Here is a 17,463-nt window from a genome sequence, read left to right as displayed (position 1 = left end):
GCGTATTCGCATGGAATGTCAGCAACCAGCCTAGCATTTGAAAGCAATCATACGATAGAGGAAGAATCAAGCACATTTTGTTGCGGAGAACCAAAAATAGGAGAACATAACATGTACATCACTTCGCTGTAAATTTATACCATACATGAAATAAAACATAAACCAATATAATAAACATCAATCTATTCCACACCGGGAAGCCAGAAAAGAGGGAGCCGTAAAGCCTCTGAATATCAGGTGAAAAATGGTGAAGGCCATGTGGTTGGCGGCTTAATAGCCGAAATGTACTGGAACTGGCTTGAGGTCAAAATTTCTGGCTGTCGAACAGGCTTAGAGGAGAAGGGCTCGGGAAAAAGATTTTGAAAGAAGCGGAAAGCATAGCAAATGAAATAGGCTGAAAGAGAGTGTTTCTCACAACCTTCGAATTCCAGGCGCGAACTTTTTATGAATCCCCGGGTTATCAAGTAGCGGAAAACTTGAGGATTACCCTCCAGGAAGCTGCTATTACTGGATGAGAAACGATATATGAAAAAATTTGAAGAGGCCTGGGCAAAAAATAATGGTGGTAAATCTGAATTCATATATGTACCGATTGGAATAATTTGGAGTTTCCCACTTCTTGTGTTGTATTGTCCCAGCCTCTTCATGAGCGATAAGAAGTTTTTTTGTTCAGCCCATTTCTGATGGTCCCGACCTCCATGAATTCAGGTTACTTTATTTCCGGTCTCCCGCCGAATTTTTGAACGGTATTTGCAGCAGTTTCATTGGCAAACTTTAAGGCATCTTTTGCAGAATAGTTCCGGTAATAATGGGATAAAAAGGCGCCTAAAAAAGAATCTCCGGCCCCGGTTGTATCAATTACTTTCACATCTCTGGCAGGAAGGTGAATCCATCCATCGTCATACATCATGCAGCCCTGACGGCCAAGTTTCAAGACGGGGTGTTTCACAAAATTTTTCAGCTCGGTAATGATGTCTTCTGGCTTGTCTTTTCCGGTTAGCAGCTGTCCTTCTTCAAAATTGGGGAACACCCATTCCGTATTTTTCATAAAATCCAGCACCCGTTCTTTATATTCAGATAAAAAGTAGGCAGAACTCGGATCCAGCGCAACAGGAACGTTATGCTTCCGGGCCAGTTGTTTGGCAGCCTTTACGGCGTCGTATGTTCCGTTTTTAAATAACATGTATCCTGAGATATACAGACAATCACTCGATGCAATGAATGATTCATGAGTTTTGACTTGTTTTGTGGATAAATTCAAATTGGCTCCCCTGGATGTAAACATCGACCGTTCCCCGCCCTTATCATCCACCAGTACTACAATTTTACCGGTTTCAGCCATGTCCGTACGGGATACAGCCAGTTCAATTCCCTGGGCCTTTGCTTCCTGCCATAAAAAATCTCCAAACACATCATGTCCGATGTTTCCAATTAAAGCTGCTTTCCCTTCACAGGCTGCTATCCAGGCAGCGACATGATTGCCCTGACCGCCGGCCTGTGTGGCAATGGCTGATTCCGTGTCAGATCCGTAGTGAAAACCATCACTGTTTACAAAGATATCCACTGCGAAATCCCCGATCACGGTAATCATGACTGATGATACCGGACCGCCATTTTGGCAGCCGCCTTCGCATTATTTTTCACCAGGGCGATATTGGCTTTTAAGCTCTTTCCTTTTGTTTTTTCTTTCATATTGGCCAGTAAAAATGGAGTCATATCTTTCCCGGTAATCTTTTGTTCTTCAGCTTCCCTCAGGGCTTCTTCAATCATTCCTTCAACAATCTCTCTGTCCATTGCGTCCTCTTCAGGAACTGGAACGGCAACGTGAAGAGCCTGAGTAAGCGAGAGATGATCCTTCATTTTCATCATTTCTGCTACTTCCGCAACGGTTGCAGCGGGAACAGGAATGCCTGTATCCCGGAAATAGAAGCCGGGATACCGGTCCGTCTCAAGACCATAAACCCCAACACCGAGTGTTTCCAGCAGCTCAAGGGTTTTGGGGATGTCTAAAATGGATTTAATTCCAGCGGAGACAATGCAAATATGGGTCTGAGCCAGGGTTGTCAAATCCGCAGAAATATCCAGATGATCAGCTACACCCCGGTGAACACCGCCAAGCCCGCCTGTTGCAAAAAAACGGATTCCTGCCTGATGAGAGGCATAGGAAGTTGTGGCCACGGTTGTTGCACCGGTTTGCTTTTTGGCAAGAACGCCGGCGAGATCCCGAATGCTTGTTTTCACCACACCGGATTCAGTGGCGAGCCGTTCAATTTCACTTCTTGTTAAGCCAATTTTGATCTTTCCGTCCATAATGGCAATCGTAGCTGGAATGGCTCCTTCCTGCCGGATGATGTCTTCCACCTGCAAAGCCATCTCCGTATTCTCTGGATAAGGCATGCCATGGGAAATAATGGTTGATTCGAGTGCTACAATCGGTTTTTTATGTACAAGTGCTTCCTTGATTTCTTCGCTATAATGGAAAAGTGTCATCGATAATCCTCCCTGATCCATTTATTTAAAAAATTTGGCCATTAAAATAAGATCATGGGCTTTTCCTTCGATTTTAGCCCCGTTCTTTTTTCTTCCTTCCTCCATAAATCCATATGATCTATAAAGATTTAATGCAGGTACATTCTCTGCAAAGACCTCCAATCCGACTTTTTCAATGACAGGATTCTGTTCAGCCCAATTTAACAATGTCGAAAGCATTGCTTTGCCCACTCCCTGGCCACGATACTTTTTCGCAACACTCATCCCAAAATATCCCTGATGTCGGTTGCGGTTTCGGCTGCCGTTGTGGAAATCAAGGGTTCCTATAATCTCATCATCTAATCTTGAACAGATCATTAATTTGTTTTCGTCTTTTAATAAAGAGCTGATCAGGATTTGTTCATGTTCAGCTGTCAAATTAAATTCAGATGGCTCTGTGATTAAAAACTCAGAATCAGCCATCACTTCTTTAGTGAATGATAGGATTGCCTCCGCATCTTTTTCATCTGCAGACTGAATGGTAAACGTCTGTCCATTTTTCATGGTCCATGTTTTTGGTTTAATAAAGGCCATCAACATCATCCTCCCTCCATTTATTATAACTGAGCCAATTTCTGAAGTGGGAATAAAGATCATAAATAATTGATCGCAGAAACAGGAGGAACCATCGTTAGCCTAAGGACCAAGGCACGTCGTTCCGCACGGTCACAGTTCATTTTCGGTCAATTGAATGTTCTGAGGTCTTTTTGTTCACTCTTCAGGTGGTCCGCACGGTCCTTTGGGTAGTCCTGTTTCTTTCCTGGGTAATTCGAAAAGTAAATCCTTTCCCTCCCGGCTCTAAAAGACAAATAAGGCATCATTAAAAAAATCACCATCCGAAAACAATGGTGATTTTTTCAGTTAGACAGCCTTTTAGGTATTAAATGGTCCTATTAAATCTCTCTGTTTCTCAATATAAAAATGGAGGAAGTCAGAAGCAAGACGATCCCGATTAATGTAACAAAAATCGTTGACCACATATCTGCTGTCATTTCCCCGGTATATAAATAGGCACTGACATAGGAAGATAAATTGGCAGGGCTGTATGTCAGGATATGCCTGAATATACTAGTCAACATATGGATGAAAATAACGATGAGAACCGAAATAAACCCTACAAGACCCGGGATTTTGAATAATGTACTGATCAACATCGTAATGCTCACGACCAAAATGAGCCAGAACCCATATATAAAGATAGCTCCAAATACCTGGGATAAAGAAAGGTCTCCAAACAGTAAGTTTACGTAATACCAGCTGAACATCATTCCGGTGATAAAAGATACCAGAATCAAAAGTATTGAACTTGCCCATTTGGCAGTGATGTAATTTGTAAAAGATACAGGCCTGGACAAAATTAGTTCAGCAACGCCGCTTTTCTTCTCACCGGAAATGATTCCCATTGTGATGAGAACAATCATTAAGACTCCGAGGGAACTGTATTCATTAATGCTCATTAAGAGTGCCTGTTCTGGTGGGGGCTGGGGGATGTTAATTTGTGCTCCTTCAGGAAGACCACCCACAGCATCAATGATTTTTGGCATGTAATAGGTTGTGATGGGGTCCATTATTCCAAATAAAATAAACACGATCGGGACCCAGATCCATTTAAAATTGCGCCAGTTTTCCAGCAATTCTTTTTTAAAAATCACACTCCATTGCATTATCGATTCACCGCTTTCATAAACAAGTCTTCCAGATTAGACCTCACCAATTCAAATCGGGTAAGATCCCAGTCCTTTTCTGCAGCCAGCTTTAATATGGTTTTTCTGGCTCTATCCCCTTCAGCCGTCATTAAGATGACGGTATTTTTTTGTACATTTACATGTTCGATGAAATCAAAATGGCTTAGAACCTCACGGACATCCTCTGGGACAGATCGAAAGTCCAGTTCCAGCCTGGCTGTATGATGCAATTGACTGAGTTCGTCAAGGGATCCATGTTCAATCAGTTGCCCATCTTTTAACAGCAAGATTTCATCACTGATTTCTTCAGCATCCCTTAAAATATGTGTGGAAAACAAAATCGTCGCTTCTTCCTTTAATTCGGTCAACAGATTTAACACTTCTCTTCGTCCAATGGGATCAAGGGAAGAAACCGGTTCATCCAGCATGATTAATGTGGGATTATGAATCATCGCCTGGGCAATGCCAAGACGCTGTTTCATACCGCCCGAATATTTACCGATTCGTTTCTTTTTTGCATCCGACAGTCCTACCCGTTGAAGCAACCGATCTGCATGCTCTTCTGCCTCTTTTTTGGACATATGGGATAGTTGACCGGCATATACCAAAAATTCTTTTCCAGTCATCCAGTTGTGAAAAACAGGAAACTGGGGGAGATAACCGATATATTGCCGGATATCTTTTGACAGAGTATCCTCGTCAAATTGAATCGTTCCCCTGGAGGGCCTGCTGAATCCTGCCAGCATCCTCAGTGTAGTTGTTTTTCCGGCGCCGTTTGGTCCAAGGAGAGCAACGCATTTCCCGGTTTCAAGCTCAAAATTTAAATCTTTGACCACTTCTTTCCCTTCAAACGACTTTGTTAATTGTTCAACTTTCAAAAGTGCCATCGTTATTGTCTCCTTCCCAGGATAAAATATAAAATCGGCCCAAGAACATTTACGAATACGATTATTATTGCCCATAGCCATTTGGGTCCGTTTGTCTCTTCAATTCGGACTAAATCGATGATTGCTACGATCATTAAAATCAATTGAATCACAATAATGGGAGCAATGAGAGACCAATTTATTTGCATGAGTTCCTCCAGCACCGGAAAACCCCCCCTTCTATGTTTCATACGTTCATAACCCCCAGAGGTTTCACCAATAACATACCCTTTTTTTAAATGCCCATAACCGACTTTATGAGCCAGAAATTTTTTCCCGTATATATGTTCTGTTATATTTACAGGTATTTCTATTATAAGGTAACAGGTCATGACAGTGGAGAAAGGATAAGAAAAAGATGGACAAATTCAGGCTATATATCGGCTGTCGGGACGAAAAGTTGCCGACCGGCGCATGGAATTCAGAAACAGTCTGTCTGGTGAGATAAGAGGGGCAGAGTGGTGAACAGAAATGAAAAAGGTGTCACTAAACCTTATGATGGTCTCGTGACACCGATTTGTTGTATGGAGCATAGCGGGCTCGAACCGCTGACCTCTTCGCTGCCAGCGAAGCGCTCTCCCAGCTGAGCTAATGCCCCAAAAAATATTCTTTTTTCGCGTCCACACAACATTATATAACCCTTAAATGTTTTTTGCAAGGAACTTTTAAAGTTTTTTATATCTGTTTCATTTAGGGAGAGAGCTTAAAGGGGTTCAGCCTAAAAAAATATGGCTTACACTTGAAAAAAGAATACATCAATCTGGATCAAAAAGGAACTTTGTAGCGGGAAACCGGAGGGTTAGAGCTCATCAACAACTTTTATGTCAGTTTTTTCTTTCGGTTTTTTATATCTTTATAGCAGAACCACCAGTCAAAGCAATCAATTAATCCATTTTCCTTTTGTTGCATTCGTTGCTGAATTTCTTGAACCGTTCCAGCAGGAGGAATAATTCCGGCATCCCCGATTAATTGATTGTTCGGCCAGTCAGCAGGGAGGGCGACCTTAGATTTGGTGGCTACCTGCAAGCCGTATACAGATCGGTATAGTTCATTCATATTCCTTCCTAATTCTGAAGGGTAGTACAGAATCTGACGGATGGTTCCTTGATCATCAACAACAAATACTCCTCTGATCGTGGCAGTCGATCCTTCAGCGGGAAACATTCCCAGCCTGGCGGCAAACTGTCCCAGTCCATCTGCAATAACCGGGAATTCAATGTTTACGCCTAGTTTGTCTCTAATCCACTCCAGCCATTTTAGGTGAGCATACACCTGGTCTACAGATAAACCAATGAGTTTTGTATTTATTTTTCTGAATTTCGGGTACATTTCTTGAAATGCTACATACTCCGTTGTGCATACAGGTGTGAAGTCTCCGGGGTGACTGAACAGAATGAACCATGATCCTGCGAAGTCATCCGGCAACGTGATGGTTCCCTGTGTTGTTGGAACTGTCATGTTAGGAAATGGCTCTCCGATTATAGGTATATCTTTTGTTCGTTCCATTTTTCCACCTCCAAAAAAGGATGACGGAATATTATATTCAGGACAATCGTCTATTGTTGCTTGTTTGAAACCAGATTAGAGCTGAAATCGTATTTGTAATGAAACTGATTCCCGTCAGTCATCTGGATATATTTTGACTGGGTTTATGCATAATTTGAGTAAGACTGGGTGGATCCATTAAAAATAAGTAACGAATAATGGAATATAAGTTATTATTTCCATATAATCTATGATTCGTAGTATAATTTGAATTAGTATTTCAAAGGGGTTACTAAAAGAGGCAGGCATGAACATTTAAACATATAGATGTCTATCTTTTTTATTTTTCAAAAAAACATTTGATCGGGGCAGGTAATGAATCCAGGAAGGTGTTGCCTATGTACTGTTGTTTAGCTCTGCAGCATGGAACGATTACAAATGAAACGAAGTTACAGATGTTAAAAGCGGTCTTTCAGGGAATGAAGAATGTCGTTCAGCCATTAAAAAAAGACATGGGTTGCCGGGTTACCTATGAAGTGTTTGATGACAGAACCGTACTGGCTTTATGTAGCACCATTGACAGGGAAAAAATTCTTCAGGCTGCCATCTATTTTGAATCAGCAGATGTAAAAACGGCATATGGAGTGGGAGAAACGAAAGAAATGGCCAGAGAAAAGGCAATGAAGCATTTAAATATAGAGATGAAATGTTAAGTTTGTGATGAGATCGAGGTATTTGAAACAGGCTGAGACAAAATGGCATATGGTTATGAAAAATCCGAACGTTATTCACCATCAGATGAATGCGTTCGGATTTTTCTATCACATAAGAGTGGATCATGTTACATCTGTGACTGGAGGGTTTTATGGTTTAGACTGGGCACCTGCCACTTCCGGCGACAGCCTCTACGGGTGTCCTCAGCCAATATTTGGGACCATACGGTACGCTTCCACTTTTCCGGGATAAGGGGAGGTATGAGAAGCCAATGATTCAGGCTCATATACACCGTATTTATCCACATTCCAGAATGAGATATCCACGGTTGTTAACTGAATTATTCACATTATCCACAGATTTACTCGCTGTTATCCACAGAAAAATGTCCACAATGAACATTAACGATTGTCAAAGGATTTTGAGTAAATGCTTCACATTGTCCACAATTTTGTGGATAAGTGTGTTGACAGAATGAAAGGAATTTAAACCTTGAATTGATAAGCCTATCTAGTTTCATTTTTAACCCTGTTGTAGATCTGATCTGCTTTTTTAAACTCGCGCTGGTACAGCACTTCCTGAGTCTTGTTTAAATCATATAGCTTTTCTTCGTTTTTTCGTTTGGCCACATGCATCACCCTTTTGCGGTTTTGCTTTTAGTATGATTCACAGCCTGCACAAGTATACCAGCGATTTCATGCTTCCAGATTGATTTCCTCCATGTCAAAAGTGGAATCTCCATACATCGCGTACAAATAGTTTGTTTTTCGGATGACATAAAGGTCATATACTTCCTGCTCCCGGTTGATTTCATTGTAAACAGCCGGGTAAAGGAGATTGCCCTTTTCACTGTATGGTAACTTTTCAGCTGCTCGTATCGAACGTTGATTCGATTTTTTGATTTTCATAAAAACCTTGTCTATACCCAGCTCTGAGAATAGTTCATATAAAAAGGTTTCTTTTGCCTTCTGGTTGTATCCTTTGCCGAAAAAAGGCTTCCCGATCCAGGTAGCAAGGAATCCCGAACGATTGTTGATATGATATAGCGTAATGGTGCCAATAGGCTGCAATTTCTCGTTTGAAATCGTGCGGCTGATTAATTCCCCGCGTTCCTCTGCTTCTATGATCTGCTTTGTCATAAACAGGTATTCTTCGTAACTGTCCGCTTTTTCCCTGACAAAGGGATAGACTTCCGGATGAATGAGAAGTTCAAACAATGCATGCACCTCAGAAAGATCACGCTTCTTCAGCATAAAAAATACCCTCCTTTTACAGAGGGTGGTCGTTCTAACCTTTGTTGTTCAGGGTCCGACCACCCTCGAATTTTTATCAATTGCTCACAAAAATCCGGGGTGGGAATCGAACCCACTAGAACCAGTCAGAGGACTGGTGGCGCACCATTTGCCTTCCCAAAGGTCATATTCATTTTTAGCAATATAATGATACAACATTTAAAGGAAAAAAGAAATTGTTTTTTTGTAAAGGTCTGTTAATTTTTTTTCCTGTTCAATAAGATGCTTTCCAGTGCCTGATCGAGTTTTGGATAGGTAAATGAAAAACCATAATCCATAGCTTTTTCTGGCAGCACCTTTTGCCCTTCCAGGAGAAGTAAGCTCATTTCTCCGAAAAGAACCCTCAAAGCAAAGGATGGTACAGGCATCCAGTGAGGCCGGTGCAATAGTTGTCCAATGGTTTTTCCGAACTCTTCGTTGCGGACCGGAGATGGAGCAGTGCCGTTTAACACTCCCCTGACCTGACTGTTTTTCATGGAAAAATCAATGAGATTGACAAGATCGTCCACGTGGATCCACGATACCCACTGTCTACCTGTTCCTACTTTTCCACCGATAAACCATTTGTAGGGAAGAACCATTTTGGGCAGGGCTCCACCTTTATTTCCAAGCACGACCCCGAAACGGATGATGACTGTCCGCAGCAAGGAATCAGCCTTTTTAGCCTCTTCTTCCCACCTGGTTACTACATCGGCTAAGAAATCATTTCCAGATTCTGCATGGTTTTCGGTAAATGTCTCGTCAGAGGAAGTGCCGTAATAGCCGATGGCAGAAGCCTGAATAAGTACTCCTGGGGGCTCGGGAAGGTTTTGGATAATCCGTATGAGTTCTCTGGTTGACTGAATCCGGCTATTCATGATCGCCTGTTTTCTTTTTTCATTCCAGCGGCCGCTGTTTAAGGATTCTCCGGCCAGGTTGATGACAGCATCAATGGAAGGCAACTGTTTTTCAGGTTTCGTTCCTTTTCTAAGCCATTCCATGTATGTTACCTGTTTCGTATTTGTGTTTCTTTCTGGATTTCTGGTCAGGACAAACAGATCATGCTGTTCCTGAACCAGTTTTTCTGTCAACTGGCTGCCGATAAACCCTGTACCTCCGGCAATTAAAATCCGCATGGGATCACCTCCTTTTGATCATAATAAACGAATTAACCTTTCTTTAGAAAGTCTGGGTGCACAAAAAAACATATAGCTTGTCAGCAGCGTCATTTTTTTCAATAATAATGACAAAGGAGAGGAGAACGTTGAGCAAAATCACCCGGATTACGATCCAGAAAAAGAATCACGACCGTTACAATATTTATTTGGATGATGGGAACGGGGAATATTATGGATTCAGTGTCAGTCAGGATTTGCTGGTTCAACACATGCTTCGAAAAGGACTGGAATTAGATGTTGAAACCATTGAACAATTAAAACGTGATGATGGTTTACATCAATTTTATACCCTTTCTTTACATTTTTTAAGCTACCGGATGCGTTCCAGGCACGAGATCACGGAATATTTGCAGAAAAAAGGGGCTTCACAGGACCAGATCAAAGAAATTATTGAACGGCTGCAAAAAGAAGGCTATATCGATGACCGGGCATTTTCAGAAATGTTTGTGCGGTCTCGGATGAGCACCACAGGGAAAGGACCGCTTTTAATAAAAAAGGAACTGATCGAGAAGGGGATTGACCCTCAGCTGGCCGATGAGGCACTGCAAATTTATGATGAGCATACCCAATTGAAAAAAGCGTTCAAATGGGCAGAAAAAAAGTTGAATTCCGGGGATAAAAAATCCATTCGGCAGAAGACCCAGTCCCTGCAGCATACCTTGTTGCAAAAAGGATTTTCTGGTTCCGTGATTCAACGGGTGCTGGAAGAAGTTGCAGGTAAAGTTCAGCAGGAAAATCAGGAATGGGAAGCCCTCGTTTTTCAGGGAGAAAAAGTGCTGCACCGATATAAAAGAAAGGCTTCCGGATATGAATTAAAGCAAAAAGTAAAGGGTGCGCTATACCGGAAAGGATTTTCAGTCGATGGAATAGAGCGGTTTATTGAAGAATATGAGGAAGAGTTTTAAGATGAAATGGGGTTTATTTTTGGAAGGGAGTTTTGATGTTGGAACGAAGATATAGCGAAATGACTGAAGATGAGCTGAGAAATGAAATGGCTCAATTAACCGAAAAAGCAAGAAAAGCAGAACAGATGGGAATGGTAAACGAGTACGCGGTGTATGAGCGAAAAATTCAGATGGCAAAAGCTTATATGATGGACCCGGGTCAATTTTCAAAAGGAGAAATTTACGAAATTGAAGGCGATCCCGGAACATACTTCAAAATTAAGTATATGAATGGTGTATTTGCCTGGGGATCAAGGGTCAATGCTGAAGGGAAAGTTATCGAGGAAAGCGATGAAGGGGAAGAAGCCCTGCCTATTTCATTGTTAGGTAAAAAAAAGAGTTGAGTATGCTGTTTTAAACCAGGGACTCAATGGAATTCCGTTGAGTCCCTATCTGTTCACTTCCCAGAACGTATAATAATTATGAGTCTTGATTCATCCCGGGCTGTTTCGGTTATCTAAAGCCCGGGCAGCCTCAAAAGTCTCCACACATCAGCCTGCAAGGGTGGACACTTTCTCATATCTGTTCTTAATTACGTTTGCGGGCCTGCACTTCAAGAATCCGTTCGCTCAAGGTTTGCTGTGTTTCGCCATTGACCTGGTCAAACGCACGCTTCGGATTCGCTCCTGGTGATTGGAACGGGGAACGGTTGACTTCTCGTTTTTTAGTTAAGTCATCATGAAAGGATTTCAATCTTCATTCACCTCGACTGGATGCTGACGGGATGATTTCTCCATGCGTTCCATCGGGCGGCTGTTAATGGAACCATTGGCCCGTTTAGGCGAAAAGCGTGCTTTTGCATGGGGCTGTTCTTGAAACCTTTTTTCCGGGAAATCCTTTGCTTTATTTCGAACCATTGGCTGTTTTCCCCTTTAAAGTCAATTCGGCTGCTTCAGGAATAGAAATGCATGTTTGTCCTGAAGGCAACCTGTCATTATTTTTTGCTGATTTAAAAAATGTATGTGATAAAATAAGAACGAAAATGGGATCTTTGAGGTGAATAAGTTGGAAGAGATTTTTCAACGGATGGCAAAGGAACTTCAAAACTTGAATTCGCAGCTGTCAGATTTGGAAGCCCGTACATGGGTTGAACTTTTATGGGAAGATTTCGAAGCAACCCGGGCAAAAGCGGGAAGGGAATATAAAGGAAAAGAAATGACCGAGCGGATTGTCAGGCAATGGATTCGAAACTATGGACCGATGCTTCACGAAATGTCCTTTGAAAAATTTTTACAAAAGAAAAACAAATCACATTGACATGAAGCTTCTTATTGCCAGGCCAATCATCTGACACACAAAAAAACACGGCTGAGGGAATCAGCCGATTAATTTGGTAGAGGATTGAGTTTCTTTTTCATTTTTTGTTTGGAATAGATCCACCCGGTAAAGGAATTGATTTTATTTAGGTGTTTGTCCAGATGAACAATGGCTACAAAAGGATAGTGTTCTCTGGCTCGATACCGCAGATCAATAAAGCGGACTTCGATATGCCCGTCAAACTCTGAGATTTCCCAGCGGTAAATGGGCGAGAAAGAAATAAACGCACGAATATTATGATCCTTCAGTGCTTCTTCTACAGCAGGATGCTTCGGTAGGGGCTTTCGTTCAAATTGATCGAGGACTTGAATATGGCCATCCTCTGCCCGGGCAACGTAATATTTATCTTTTGTGGAAATGGCTATGCGCCATATATTTTGACGGATTGTCGGCGACGTGACGACCTGCTCCACATTTTCAAAATGTTCGTGGATAATCTGAACCATTTCCCGTTTGTCAAGATAACGTTTCACATAGTAAAGAGCGATGACAAAATAGAGAATCAGAAATGTCTCTCCGGGGTTCGCTCCGAGCAGCCATGCAACGATTCCTGCGAGATGGAGACTAAAAATGTACGGATCGATGGTATTGATAAATCCTAACGCTATCCATTTTTTTGTCAGTGGACGGGCCGCCTGTGTCCCATAGGCATTAAAAACATCTACAAACACATGAACAGCTACGGATAATAATGTCCAGAGGAAGAGATGAACGTAATTGACATCTGGAACAAATGCAAAGATGAAGGCGGATATGACAGTTCCCCACATCAAGATTGCAGGCAGAGAGTGGGTAATGCCACGGTGGTTCCGTATATAAGTTGCATTGTTTTTTAATTTCAAAACGGTATCAAAATCAGGCGCGTGTGATCCTGCAATCGTGCCGGCTAAAACTGCCTGAAATAGTACAGGGTCCTGCTGAACAGCCGGATCCAGTGTGGCAAGACCGCCAATTGCAACGCCCATTGCGATATGGGTTGCTGTATCCATTAAAAAATGATCCTCCTTTAACGTCAATCCATTTTTTATTTTACCATATGAAGGGTGAAGAAAGTGAACCATTTAAACTCCGAACGCATTCCAGAGCAGTTTAATATACAAAAATTTCAGCTTGATTTAATGACATGGTTTCAGCGGGAAAAACGGGATCTTCCCTGGCGGAAGGACAGGGATCCTTATAAAATCTGGGTTTCGGAAATCATGCTTCAGCAGACCAGGGTGGACACGGTAATCCCTTATTTTAACCGGTTCATCAGTCGCTTCCCTACCCCTGAAGCCCTCGCTGGGGCGGATGAACAGGAAGTGCTGAAGGAATGGGAAGGACTTGGTTATTATTCTCGGGCCCGAAATTTGCAAAGTGCCGTAAAGGAAGTAGTCGAAAAGTATGATGGAAATATTCCGGATAATCCAGCAGAACTTGGCCGTCTGAAGGGGATTGGCCCCTATACGAAAGGAGCGATTTTAAGCATCGCCTTCAACCAGCCGGAGCCAGCTGTTGACGGCAATGTGATGAGGGTGTTATCCCGAATATTATATGTAGAAGAGGATATTGCAAAAGCCAGTACAAAAAAATTGTTTGAAAAATTGGCCCGTGAAGTGATTTCACATGATGATCCCTCTTCTTTCAATCAGGGGTTGATGGAACTAGGAGCTCTTATTTGCACCCCGAAAAATCCCCAGTGTATGTTATGCCCGGTACAGGAACACTGTGAAGCTTTTCACGCTGGGCTTGAGCAGACCCTTCCTGTAAAAAGTAAAGGGAAAAAGCAGAAAATTCAGCCTTATTATGTTATTATAGCTGTCAATGATCATCAGGAAGTGCTGATTGAACAGAGGCCAAAAAGGGGTCTGCTGGCAGGTTTGTACCAATTTCCGATGGCCCCTGCCGAAAAACGGGATATTGCTCAGCTCAAGAACTGGTTTCTGAACGAATATGGCCTAAGGATTAATCATCTTGAACTGCTCGGTCATGAAAAGCATGTGTTCTCCCATCTCGTCTGGGAAATGGACATTGTGAAGGCAAGTCTGGAGGGGGGAACCTTATCCTTGAAGCGAGCCAGTTGGGCAAAAGAAGAAGAGCTCCAGATTCTGCCTTTTCCGGTTTCCCATCAAAAAATAATGCAGTACTTCCAGGAAAGCACTCCATAATATGGGTGCTTTTTTTATTTTATCAAAGAGCATGGAGAGTTATGCATGAAAAGACAGACAGGTTTACAGGTGATGTGAATTTGATGTGGTATGCCTTTTCAGGAAACATATGGATGCGGAGAAATGGATAAGGATTTCATTTTTTGGACACATTAAAATTGCGGAGGTGATATAAAATGGCAAAAAATCAAAACAAACAAAAAACATCTGCTGGAACGAATGTTCAACATGTAAAACAACAAAACCAGCAGGCTGCACAGGGCCAGGAAAATCAGGCTTATGAGTTTGCCAGTGAAACAGACGCACAGGAAGTAAGAAGACGAAATCAACAAGCAGAACAACAGAAAAAATAACAGCTCCTTTAGCTCTCTTCTAAGTCCGTTCGTGGAGCGCGCCCATTCGGCGTGCTCCATTTGTTTTTTTGTCTGGAACGGGGTGTCTGTCACCCGTCGAATGAGAAAAGTCCATAATCAATCCCTTTACCTTCTAGTCAACCCTGTTAAAATACGGTATGGGATCAAAAATTTTTCGATAGGGGACAGGCACCGTTTTCAATTCGGTGGATAAAAAGTTATAATATTTATATAGTGCAGTAGTGGACATACAAAGGGGAGTAGCGATGCGTATTCCTGAACCGGGACAGACAATTGTCATTCAAAGCTATAAACACAATGGACAACTCCATAGAGTGTGGGAAGAAACAACCCTTTTAAAAGGAACCCGCAATCTGATGATCGGTGCCAATGACCGGACTAAAGTGACCGAAAGTGATGGGCGCACCTGGATCACAAGAGAACCCGCGATTTGCTTTTTTCACACCCAGTACTGGTTTAATGTAATAGGAATGATTCGTAATGATGGGGTTTATTATTATTGTAATATCAGTTCTCCGTTTGTATTTGATGAGGAGGCTTTAAAATATATTGACTATGATCTTGACATTAAAGTGTTTCCAGATATGACATACACCCTCCTGGATGAGGATGAGTATGAGGAGCATAAACGCCGGATGAATTACCCGAAAGTACTGGACCAAATATTAAGAAACAACGTGGAGATTCTGGAATCGTGGATTTTGCAGCGAAAAGGCCCGTTTTCACCGGAATTCGTGGATCAGTGGTATGAACGTTATTTAACCTATCGATAAAGAATAGAAACGGACATAGTCTAATGAATCCGGTGCGAGTCATGAATGCGATGTCATACATGTGAATAAGATGTATAAAAAAGCATACATGAGGTAAAGCACCCTTGCAGCGGTAAAGCAAGGGTTTTTGTGTGCATGTATAAATCATCAATAAAACTGTAACCGAGGATATAAAGCGTATTTTTTGTCCCCTTTCATGTTTTCAAGTACAATCCGAGATAAGGCAGGTGAAGAAGGTGGATAGTATTAGGCGCTATTTAGCATTTGTCAAACCATACAAATGGAGAATTATTTTAACCGTAGCTGTTGGAATTATTAAATTTGGCATCCCCCTATTAATGCCGCTGATTTTAAAATATGTGGTTGATGACATTATTGGAGCGGAACATCTCAGCCAGAGCGAGAAACTGGATAAATTGGTTCTGGTCATGGGAATCGCTTTTGTTATTTTCCTGATTTTACGCCCGCCTGTGGAATATTTTAGACAGTATATGGCTCAGTGGACCGGAAGCAAAATTTTATACGATATTCGGGACAGGCTGTTTGATCATCTGCAAAAACTGAGCCTCCGTTATTATGCCAAAACCAAAACAGGTGAAGTCATCTCAAGGGTCATCCACGATGTAGAACAGACGAAAAATTTTGTAATTACCGGACTGATGAATATCTGGCTCGACATGATCACGATTCTGATTGCGATCGCCATTATGCTGACGATGAATGTTTGGCTCACGATTGTAGCTATCCTGTTGTTTCCTCTGTATGGATTTTCTGTTAAATATTTTTATACCCGTCTTCGAAAATTAACCCGGGAGCGATCTCAGGCTCTGGCGGAGGTTCAGGGACACCTTCATGAACGGGTGCAGGGGATGCCCGTCATCCGCAGCTTTGCCCTTGAAGAGTATGAAGCGAGCGAATTTGATAAACAGAATAGCAAATATTTATCGAAAGCCCTGATCCACACGTCCTGGAATGCGAGAGCCTATTCCGTGACTCATACGATTACAGATCTGGCACCTCTATTTGTGATTGCGTTCGCGGGATATCAGGTTATATTTGAGGGACTGTCCGTGGGGACGATGGTTGCATTTGTCGGCTACATGGACCGGGTATACAACCCCCTGCGCAGACTTGTTAATTCATCAACCATTTTGACGCAGTCCATCGCTTCGATGGATCGGGTATTTGAATTTTTAGATGAGAAATATGACATTGATGATCATCCGGGAGCAAAAGAGCTCACTCGTGTGGACGGTCATGTCGTTTTTCATCACGTTTCATTTCGATACAATGAGGATGAACCTGATGTGCTGAAAAATGTCAGTCTTGATGTTCGGCCGGGGGAAACGGTAGCCCTGGTAGGGATGAGCGGAGGCGGCAAATCAACGCTGGTCAGCCTGATCCCCCGTTTTTATGACGTGACTGAAGGAAAAATTTTGATTGACGGGAAGGATATTAGAAATTTTCGGGCAAGATCCCTCAGGGACAAAATCGGCATGGTTCTTCAGGACAATATTTTGTTCAGCGAGTCGGTTGCCATGAATATTCGGATGGGCAATCCTCATGCAACGGATGAAGAAGTGATAAAGGCTGCTCAAGCGGCCAATGCCCATGATTTTATTATGAACTTACCTGAAGGCTATGATACCCTCGTTGGAGAGCGGGGGGTGAAATTGTCCGGCGGGCAAAAACAAAGGATCGCGATTGCGCGAGTATTTTTAAAAAATCCCCCGTTATTGATTTTTGATGAAGCTACTTCTGCTCTGGATTTAGAAAGTGAACATCTCATTCAGGAGGCACTGGAGAAACTGGCTCATGACCGGACAACGTTCATTGTGGCCCATCGGTTATCCACGATTACTCATGCAGACCGGATTGTGTTAATTGAAAACGGAGAGATTAAGGAAACGGGTACCCATGAAGAGTTGATGAGATTAAGGGGGTCCTACTATAATCTTTTTCAGGTTCAGCAGCTTGATGATAAGCGGCCTAAAAAGGTATACCAGACATAGTCCTGGTGATGAAATAGTTAATAGTTAAGAGAGTTCCTCACATGGGGACTCTTTTTTGTTTAGAGCGGGGATGAGGGGGAATATGTTTCTGATGAAGGCGTTCAAGTT

At 42.3% G+C, this 17,463-nt stretch carries 21 protein-coding genes and 1 tRNA gene; 8 read left to right on the top strand and 14 right to left on the bottom strand.

All coding sequences use genetic code 11. The features are described 5' to 3' along the window. Positions 1–709: 709 nt before the first annotated feature. The 8 genes from EDD68_RS13835 to EDD68_RS13800 form a co-directional block, all read right to left on the bottom strand. On the bottom strand, positions 710–1,591 hold the full coding sequence (locus EDD68_RS13835; protein ID WP_132372884.1) for a carbohydrate kinase family protein: 882 nt from the start codon (positions 1,589–1,591) through the stop codon (positions 710–712). Beyond that, positions 1,588–2,490, bottom strand: a complete 903-nt coding sequence (locus EDD68_RS13830) for a pseudouridine-5'-phosphate glycosidase (protein WP_132372883.1) — start codon at positions 2,488–2,490, stop codon at positions 1,588–1,590. The genes EDD68_RS13835 and EDD68_RS13830 overlap by 4 nt, the downstream gene beginning before the upstream one ends. 21 nt (positions 2,491–2,511) lie before the next feature. Further along, a complete protein-coding gene (locus tag EDD68_RS13825; protein WP_165902196.1) occupies positions 2,512–3,063 on the bottom strand; it encodes a GNAT family N-acetyltransferase in 552 nt (183 codons plus the stop codon). 359 nt (positions 3,064–3,422) lie between these two features. Then, a complete protein-coding gene (locus EDD68_RS13820) occupies positions 3,423–4,181 on the bottom strand; it encodes an ABC transporter permease (protein WP_243646879.1) in 759 nt (252 codons plus the stop codon). Between the two features lie 11 nt (positions 4,182–4,192). After that, complete coding sequence (locus EDD68_RS13815; RefSeq protein ID WP_132372880.1) at positions 4,193–5,101, bottom strand: ABC transporter ATP-binding protein; 909 nt, start codon at positions 5,099–5,101, stop codon at positions 4,193–4,195. 2 nt (positions 5,102–5,103) lie between these two features. Beyond that, complete coding sequence (locus tag EDD68_RS13810; protein ID WP_243646878.1) at positions 5,104–5,331, bottom strand: PLD nuclease N-terminal domain-containing protein; 228 nt, start codon at positions 5,329–5,331, stop codon at positions 5,104–5,106. A 334-nt stretch (positions 5,332–5,665) separates the two neighbouring features. Continuing rightward, a tRNA-Ala gene (locus EDD68_RS13805) sits at positions 5,666–5,738 on the bottom strand. A 221-nt stretch (positions 5,739–5,959) separates the two neighbouring features. Beyond that, a complete protein-coding gene (locus EDD68_RS13800) occupies positions 5,960–6,646 on the bottom strand; it encodes a peroxiredoxin (protein WP_132372879.1) in 687 nt (228 codons plus the stop codon). Positions 6,647–7,023: 377 nt separating this feature from the next. Here EDD68_RS13800 and EDD68_RS13795 point away from each other — a divergent pair, with 377 nt between their 5' ends. Next, positions 7,024–7,338: a hypothetical protein gene (locus EDD68_RS13795; protein WP_132372878.1), complete on the top strand. Its 315-nt coding sequence runs from the start codon at positions 7,024–7,026 to the stop codon at positions 7,336–7,338. Positions 7,339–7,845: 507 nt separating this feature from the next. Here the strand turns inward: EDD68_RS13795 and EDD68_RS13785 are convergent. From EDD68_RS13785 to EDD68_RS13775, 3 genes are all read right to left on the bottom strand, one after another. After that, positions 7,846–7,968 (bottom strand): YfhE family protein, encoded by a 123-nt coding sequence (locus tag EDD68_RS13785; RefSeq protein WP_132372876.1) that lies wholly within the window; start codon positions 7,966–7,968, stop codon positions 7,846–7,848. 66 nt (positions 7,969–8,034) lie between these two features. Continuing rightward, positions 8,035–8,592: a GNAT family N-acetyltransferase gene (locus EDD68_RS13780; protein ID WP_132372875.1), complete on the bottom strand. Its 558-nt coding sequence runs from the start codon at positions 8,590–8,592 to the stop codon at positions 8,035–8,037. A 236-nt stretch (positions 8,593–8,828) separates the two neighbouring features. Continuing rightward, positions 8,829–9,746: a TIGR01777 family oxidoreductase gene (locus tag EDD68_RS13775; protein WP_132372874.1), complete on the bottom strand. Its 918-nt coding sequence runs from the start codon at positions 9,744–9,746 to the stop codon at positions 8,829–8,831. 128 nt (positions 9,747–9,874) lie between these two features. Here EDD68_RS13775 and recX point away from each other — a divergent pair, with 128 nt between their 5' ends. Next, positions 9,875–10,693, top strand: a complete 819-nt coding sequence (gene recX / locus EDD68_RS13770) for a recombination regulator RecX (RefSeq protein WP_132372873.1) — start codon at positions 9,875–9,877, stop codon at positions 10,691–10,693. A gap of 35 nt (positions 10,694–10,728) precedes the next feature. After that, positions 10,729–11,076 carry a YfhH family protein gene (locus EDD68_RS13765; protein WP_132372872.1) on the top strand — a complete coding sequence of 116 codons (348 nt, stop codon included), beginning with the start codon at positions 10,729–10,731 and terminating at the stop codon, positions 11,074–11,076. A gap of 184 nt (positions 11,077–11,260) precedes the next feature. Here EDD68_RS13765 and EDD68_RS13760 read toward each other — a convergent pair whose 3' ends face one another. Together EDD68_RS13760 and sspK are read right to left on the bottom strand one after the other, a co-directional pair. Then, positions 11,261–11,425 (bottom strand): YpzG family protein, encoded by a 165-nt coding sequence (locus tag EDD68_RS13760; RefSeq protein ID WP_132372871.1) that lies wholly within the window; start codon positions 11,423–11,425, stop codon positions 11,261–11,263. Then, positions 11,422–11,589, bottom strand: a complete 168-nt coding sequence (gene sspK, locus EDD68_RS13755) for a small acid-soluble spore protein K (RefSeq protein ID WP_132372870.1) — start codon at positions 11,587–11,589, stop codon at positions 11,422–11,424. Before sspK ends, EDD68_RS13760 begins: the two co-directional genes overlap by 4 nt. Before the next feature lie 148 nt (positions 11,590–11,737). Here sspK and EDD68_RS13750 point away from each other — a divergent pair, with 148 nt between their 5' ends. Next, positions 11,738–11,989, top strand: coding sequence for a YfhJ family protein (locus EDD68_RS13750; protein WP_132372887.1), 252 nt, complete (start codon positions 11,738–11,740; stop codon positions 11,987–11,989). A 68-nt stretch (positions 11,990–12,057) separates the two neighbouring features. Here the strand turns inward: EDD68_RS13750 and EDD68_RS13745 are convergent, their stop codons facing one another. Then, the gene (locus EDD68_RS13745) at positions 12,058–13,038 is read right to left on the bottom strand and encodes a metal-dependent hydrolase (RefSeq protein ID WP_132372869.1); all 981 of its coding nucleotides are present in this window, start codon (positions 13,036–13,038) and stop codon (positions 12,058–12,060) included. 54 nt (positions 13,039–13,092) lie between these two features. Between EDD68_RS13745 and mutY the strand changes: the two genes are divergently transcribed. The 4 genes from mutY (at position 13,093) to EDD68_RS13725 (ending at position 17,355) form a co-directional block, all read left to right on the top strand. Beyond that, positions 13,093–14,196 carry an A/G-specific adenine glycosylase gene (gene mutY, locus EDD68_RS13740; protein ID WP_132372868.1) on the top strand — a complete coding sequence of 368 codons (1,104 nt, stop codon included), beginning with the start codon at positions 13,093–13,095 and terminating at the stop codon, positions 14,194–14,196. 176 nt (positions 14,197–14,372) lie between these two features. Beyond that, entirely contained in the window at positions 14,373–14,549 is a 177-nt protein-coding gene (locus tag EDD68_RS13735; protein ID WP_132372867.1) for a gamma-type small acid-soluble spore protein, read from the top strand. Positions 14,550–14,815: 266 nt separating this feature from the next. Continuing rightward, positions 14,816–15,343, top strand: coding sequence for a nucleoside tri-diphosphate phosphatase (gene ntdP / locus EDD68_RS13730; RefSeq protein ID WP_132372886.1), 528 nt, complete (start codon positions 14,816–14,818; stop codon positions 15,341–15,343). A 236-nt stretch (positions 15,344–15,579) separates the two neighbouring features. After that, positions 15,580–17,355 carry an ABC transporter ATP-binding protein gene (locus EDD68_RS13725; protein WP_132372866.1) on the top strand — a complete coding sequence of 592 codons (1,776 nt, stop codon included), beginning with the start codon at positions 15,580–15,582 and terminating at the stop codon, positions 17,353–17,355. Positions 17,356–17,463: the final 108 nt, after the last annotated feature.

Source organism: Melghiribacillus thermohalophilus (genome assembly GCF_004342905.1).
Classification (GTDB): domain Bacteria; phylum Bacillota; class Bacilli; order Bacillales; family Alkalibacillaceae; genus Melghiribacillus; species Melghiribacillus thermohalophilus.
Note: the sequence above shows the minus strand (reverse complement) of the source record. Positions and strands in the feature narration are given on the sequence as shown.

Bases quoted from the DNA above. Each gene is read 5' to 3' on its own strand.
- EDD68_RS13835 (WP_132372884.1), bottom strand. From the start codon at position 1,591: ATGATTACCGTGATCGGGGATTTCGCAGTGGATATCTTTGTAAACAGT.
- EDD68_RS13830 (WP_132372883.1), bottom strand. From the start codon at position 2,490: ATGACACTTTTCCATTATAGCGAAGAAATCAAGGAAGCACTTGTACAT.
- EDD68_RS13825 (WP_165902196.1), bottom strand. From the start codon at position 3,063: ATGGCCTTTATTAAACCAAAAACATGGACCATGAAAAATGGACAGACG.
- EDD68_RS13815 (WP_132372880.1), bottom strand. From the start codon at position 5,101: ATGGCACTTTTGAAAGTTGAACAATTAACAAAGTCGTTTGAAGGGAAA.
- EDD68_RS13810 (WP_243646878.1), bottom strand. From the start codon at position 5,331: ATGAAACATAGAAGGGGGGGTTTTCCGGTGCTGGAGGAACTCATGCAA.
- EDD68_RS13800 (WP_132372879.1), bottom strand. From the start codon at position 6,646: ATGGAACGAACAAAAGATATACCTATAATCGGAGAGCCATTTCCTAAC.
- EDD68_RS13795 (WP_132372878.1), top strand. From the start codon at position 7,024: ATGTACTGTTGTTTAGCTCTGCAGCATGGAACGATTACAAATGAAACG.
- EDD68_RS13780 (WP_132372875.1), bottom strand. From the start codon at position 8,592: ATGCTGAAGAAGCGTGATCTTTCTGAGGTGCATGCATTGTTTGAACTT.
- EDD68_RS13775 (WP_132372874.1), bottom strand. From the start codon at position 9,746: ATGCGGATTTTAATTGCCGGAGGTACAGGGTTTATCGGCAGCCAGTTG.
- EDD68_RS13765 (WP_132372872.1), top strand. From the start codon at position 10,729: ATGTTGGAACGAAGATATAGCGAAATGACTGAAGATGAGCTGAGAAAT.
- sspK (WP_132372870.1), bottom strand. From the start codon at position 11,589: ATGGTTCGAAATAAAGCAAAGGATTTCCCGGAAAAAAGGTTTCAAGAA.
- EDD68_RS13745 (WP_132372869.1), bottom strand. From the start codon at position 13,038: ATGGATACAGCAACCCATATCGCAATGGGCGTTGCAATTGGCGGTCTT.
- EDD68_RS13735 (WP_132372867.1), top strand. From the start codon at position 14,373: ATGGCAAAAAATCAAAACAAACAAAAAACATCTGCTGGAACGAATGTT.
- ntdP (WP_132372886.1), top strand. From the start codon at position 14,816: ATGCGTATTCCTGAACCGGGACAGACAATTGTCATTCAAAGCTATAAA.